This is a genomic window from Streptomyces sp. H27-D2, assembly GCF_035828615.1.
GTDB lineage: Bacteria > Actinomycetota > Actinomycetes > Streptomycetales > Streptomycetaceae > Streptomyces.
In genome coordinates, this window is sequence record NZ_JAYMZR010000148.1 from 8,123 (window position 1) to 12,044 (window position 3,922).

A 3,922-nucleotide genomic window follows, 5' to 3' on the forward strand; every position below is an offset into this window, starting at 1 on the left:
AACCCCCCCCCCCCCGCCCGTCGCCAGTTGATCTACTCGTCGGTAGCATCCTGTGCATGGCAGACACCGAGCAGGCCGAAGAGATCACACCCGCCCCCGAGGCCGGGGCGCGGAGCTCCGCCGACAGCCGGGCCGAGCGCAGGGCGGCCAAGCTGGCCAAGGAGATCGGCGCGTTCGCCAAGAGCCACGGCGGCAGCGCGGAGGGCCAGCTCGCGCACATCGGCCGTGGCGTCATCCGGATCGCCCTGGTCGGCGCCAACGGCGAGTGGGGCACCCTGGTCGCCCCGTCGCAGGGCATCGCGCAGCGCGCCGCGGAACTCGCCGGGCTCACCCTGCGCGAAGACTTCGACGGCGAACTCGCCGCCAAGGTCCGCACCGGACCGTACGAGTGGTCGCGGATGGCCGGCCTGCAGATCGGTGGCCCGAGCAACGACTAGCCGGGTACCGGCCCTTTTCGCCGACACCTCAGCCCGTCCGGCCCGTTAAACCCGTGGGGCCGCACGGCCCCACGGGCGTCGACGGGCGGGGAGGCACGCATGCTGGAAGGTCACGGGGACGCGCTGCATCCGCACGTGGATCAGCGCAGCCACGGCGCTGTGCACAGCGAACTCGGCACCGGCTCCTTCGAGCGGCATCTCGCCGAGGCCGCGGGGACCAGCGGGCCCGCGCCCCGCGGCACCACCTTCTTCAACAGTGAGATCGGCCTCGCCGTGCGCCGCTGGTGCCCGCCGCTGCTCGACCTCGCGCCGCACTGCCGCCCCGCCTGCTACCTCGCCCGGCGGCGCGAGCTGGGCTCCTACCGCGCCGGGCTGCTGCTGCTGGGATCGGGCATCGGCACCTTCCTGCTCGAAGCCGGCACGCCCAGCGGCCTGACCTCGATCGCGGAACTCTCCTCGGCCGCGGCCGGCCGCGCCCACGAGGTGCTGCGCCTCGAACCGCTGGCCGAGCAGGTCGCCGACACCTCCGGCACGGTCGACTCCTTCCTCGCCAACATCGCCGAAGCCGTCTACGCGGGCGCGCTCAGCGCCACCGCGTTCGCCTCCGGCGTCACACGCTGCGAGGAGACCGCGCCCGGAGCGGGCGAGGTGCGCCGGGCGGCCGGCCGCTGGCTGCGCACCCGGGAGACCGGCGAGCGGCCGGGCGGAGCCCGCGCTCGAACGGCATCTGCTGTGGAGCGCCGTCGCGACCGGGCTGCCCGTACAGCTGCACTGCGGCGACCCGCGGGCGCTGACCGGATTCCTGCGGGCCACCGCGGGGGCCGGGACGGATCTGGTGCTGCTGCCGGGACACCCGCACCACGTCCAGGCGGCGCGGCTCGCGGGCGTCCACCCCGCACGTCTACGCCGATGTCGGCCCCCGGCCGGAGGAGACGCTCGGCCAGGTGCCGTTCGGCAAGCTGATGTTCTCGACGGGCACGCGGGCGCTGCCGGAGCTGTACGTGGTCGGCGCCCGGCGGCTCGCCGCCGCGATGGAACGGCTCGCGGGCCGCTGGGTCGCGGACGGGGTGTGTGCCCCGCCGGACGCCCGCCGGATGGTCGAACGCGTCGCGGCCGGAACCGCCGGCCGGGTCTACCGGTTGGAAGCGGCGCTGGAGGCGGCGGCCTCGGGCTGAACGGCCTCGGGCTCGCCCGCCGGAGCGGGCACGGCGGATGCGGTGGTCTCAGCAGTGGGCTCAGTGGTCCCAGCGCTCTCAGGGGACTGCTCGCCGCGTTCGCGCAGGCAGAGCAGCACCCGCAGGACGGCGATCCACACCAGGCAGGAGCCCAGCATGTGCAGCCCGACGACCAGCTCGGGCTGGCCCAGGAAGTACTGCGTGTAGCCGATCGCGCCCTGGGCGAGCAGCACGCCGAGGAGTTCGAGGACGGTCCGGCGCCGGTCCGCCGGGGCCTTGACCGCGCGCAGGGTGAACCACAGGGCGACGGTCAGGCCCAGCACGATGAAGACGAAGTCCACGTGCAGCTGGGTGACCTCCCGCCAGTCCAGCGGAATGCGGTGCACGTCCTTGGACGCGTCGCCCGCGTGCTTGCCCGCGCCGGTGACCACCGTGCCGATCATGATGAGCACGCCGCTCGCGACGACCAGCAGCCAGGACAGCTGACGGACCGGCCTGACGACCAGATCGCGCGGCTCGGCGTCGCCCTCGCGGGTGCGCTGCCAGCCCACCACGGAGACGGTGAGCAGCGAGGTGGAGAGCAGGAAGTGCGCGCTGACGATGTACGGGTTGAGCCCGGTCAGCACGGTGACGCCGCCCACCACGGCGTTGCCCATGACGATCCAGAACTGCGCCCAGCCGAGCCGGGTGAGCGATCGCCGCCGCGGGGAGCGGGCCCGCGCGGCGATGATGAACAGCCCGACGACGGCGCAGAGCACGTACGTCAGCATCCGGTTGCCGAACTCGATGACGCCGTTGATCCCCATCTCACGGGTGGGCGTCAGGCTTTCCTCGGTGCACGTGGGCCAGGTCGGGCAGCCCAGGCCCGACTGGGTGAGCCGGACGGCGCCGCCGGTGACGACGATGACGACGGCCATCACCACGGTGGCGAGCGCGGCCCGCCGTACGAAGCGGGCGGAGGGCTGCCAGCGCTGCGCGATCTGCTCAAGGGGATTCAACGAATTCGGCACGCGGTCATGGTATGCGGCCCCTTGTGCAAACTTTCACGAGGGGTCCGGACACGCGGGTCCGGACGTGCGGGCCTGTCGTGGCGGCCGGAGACGCGTGGCTCCGCGCGGCTCCGCTCGCCGGCCGCGCGCAGCATCGCGCGGAACACCAGATGCTCGCCCGGCTGGTGGCTGCCGCGGCCCGGCACCAGGGTGCGCGCCCGCTCGTAGCAGCCGACGGCCTGGGAGAGCAGGCCGGCGTTGCGGTAGATCATCCCGGCCTCCTGCTCCGCGATGGCCCAGTCCAGCGTCTCCCAGCCCGAGCCGTGGCCCGCCGGGCCGCCGCCCCGGGCTCATTCCCAGCGGAAGAACTTCGCCGCCGCGCCGAGGCCGAGCACCGACCAGAGCGCGAGGATGCCGAGGTCGCCCCACGGCATGCCCGAGCCGTGCTGGAGGACGTCCCGCAGGCCGTCCGACAGGGCCGAGACGGGCAGCAGTTCGAGTACGGACCGGGCCGCGCCGGGGAACTTGTCGAGCGGCACGATGACCCCGCCGCCGACCAGCAGCAGGATGAAGACGAGGTTGGCGGCGGCGAGCGTGGCCTCGGCCTTGAGCGTTCCGGCCATCAGCAGGCCGAGGCCGGAGAAGGCGGCCGTGCCGAGGAGGAGCAGCGGGATCACGGCGAGCGGGTTGCCGTGCGGGGACCAGCCCAGCGCGAAGGCGATGACGGTGAGCAGCGCGATCTGCAGGATCTCGGTGACCAGCACCGAGAGGGTCTTGGCCGTCATCAGGGCCCAGCGCGGCAGCGGCGAGGAGCCGAGCAGCTTGAGCACCCCGTAGCGCCGCTCGAAGCCGGTCGCGATGGCCTGGCCGGTGAACGCGGTGGACATGACCGCGAGGGCCAGCACGCCGGGCGCCAGGAAGTCGACGGCCTCGCCGCTGCCGGTGTCGATGATGTCGACGGCGCTGAAGAGGACCAGCAGCAGCGTGGGGATGACGACGGTGAGCAGCAGCTGCTCACCGTTGCGCAGCAGCATCCGGGTCTCCAGCGCGGTCTGCGCGCGGATCATGCGGGGGAGCGGCGCCGCGCCCGGCTTCGGGGTGAAGGCGCCGGTGGCCTTCGTGCCGGTGGCGGTCATGAACGCAGCTCCTTGCCGGTCAGTTCGAGGAAGACGTCCTCCAGGGTGTGCCGCTCGACCGAGATCCGGTCCGGCATGACGCCGTTCTGGGCGCACCAGGAGGCGACGGTGGCGAGCAGCTGCGGGTCGATTCCGCCGGTGACGCGGTACGAGCCCGCGGTCAGCTCGACCGCCGCCGAGTCCGC

At 73.5% G+C, this 3,922-nt stretch carries 4 protein-coding genes and 2 pseudogenes; 2 read left to right on the forward strand and 4 right to left on the reverse strand.

Going from position 1 to position 3,922, the window contains the following annotated elements; translation table 11 throughout:
• Window positions 1-56: 56 nt before the first annotated feature.
• Window positions 57-437: a hypothetical protein gene (locus QMK28_RS32235; RefSeq protein ID WP_326443247.1), complete on the forward strand. Its 381-nt coding sequence runs from the start codon at window positions 57-59 to the stop codon at window positions 435-437.
• A 99-nt stretch (window positions 438-536) separates the two neighbouring features.
• Window positions 537-1,612 (forward strand): annotated as a pseudogene (locus tag QMK28_RS32240) (amidohydrolase).
• Here the strand turns inward: QMK28_RS32240 and QMK28_RS32245 are convergent.
• The 4 genes and pseudogenes from QMK28_RS32245 to QMK28_RS32260 form a co-directional block, all read right to left on the reverse strand.
• Window positions 1,570-2,622, reverse strand: a complete 1,053-nt coding sequence (locus QMK28_RS32245; protein ID WP_326443248.1) for a COX15/CtaA family protein — start codon at window positions 2,620-2,622, stop codon at window positions 1,570-1,572. The pseudogene QMK28_RS32240 and the gene QMK28_RS32245 sit on opposite strands and share 43 nt — an antisense overlap.
• On the reverse strand, window positions 2,607-2,873 hold the full coding sequence (locus QMK28_RS32250) for a hypothetical protein (protein ID WP_326443249.1): 267 nt from the start codon (window positions 2,871-2,873) through the stop codon (window positions 2,607-2,609). The genes QMK28_RS32245 and QMK28_RS32250 overlap by 16 nt, the downstream gene beginning before the upstream one ends.
• Window positions 2,874-2,951: 78 nt before the next feature.
• The gene (locus QMK28_RS32255; protein ID WP_326443250.1) at window positions 2,952-3,737 is read right to left on the reverse strand and encodes an ABC transporter permease; all 786 of its coding nucleotides are present in this window, start codon (window positions 3,735-3,737) and stop codon (window positions 2,952-2,954) included.
• A pseudogene (locus QMK28_RS32260) lies at window positions 3,734-3,922 on the reverse strand (ABC transporter ATP-binding protein); the annotation flags it as partial. The pseudogene QMK28_RS32260 and the gene QMK28_RS32255, both read right to left, overlap by 4 nt.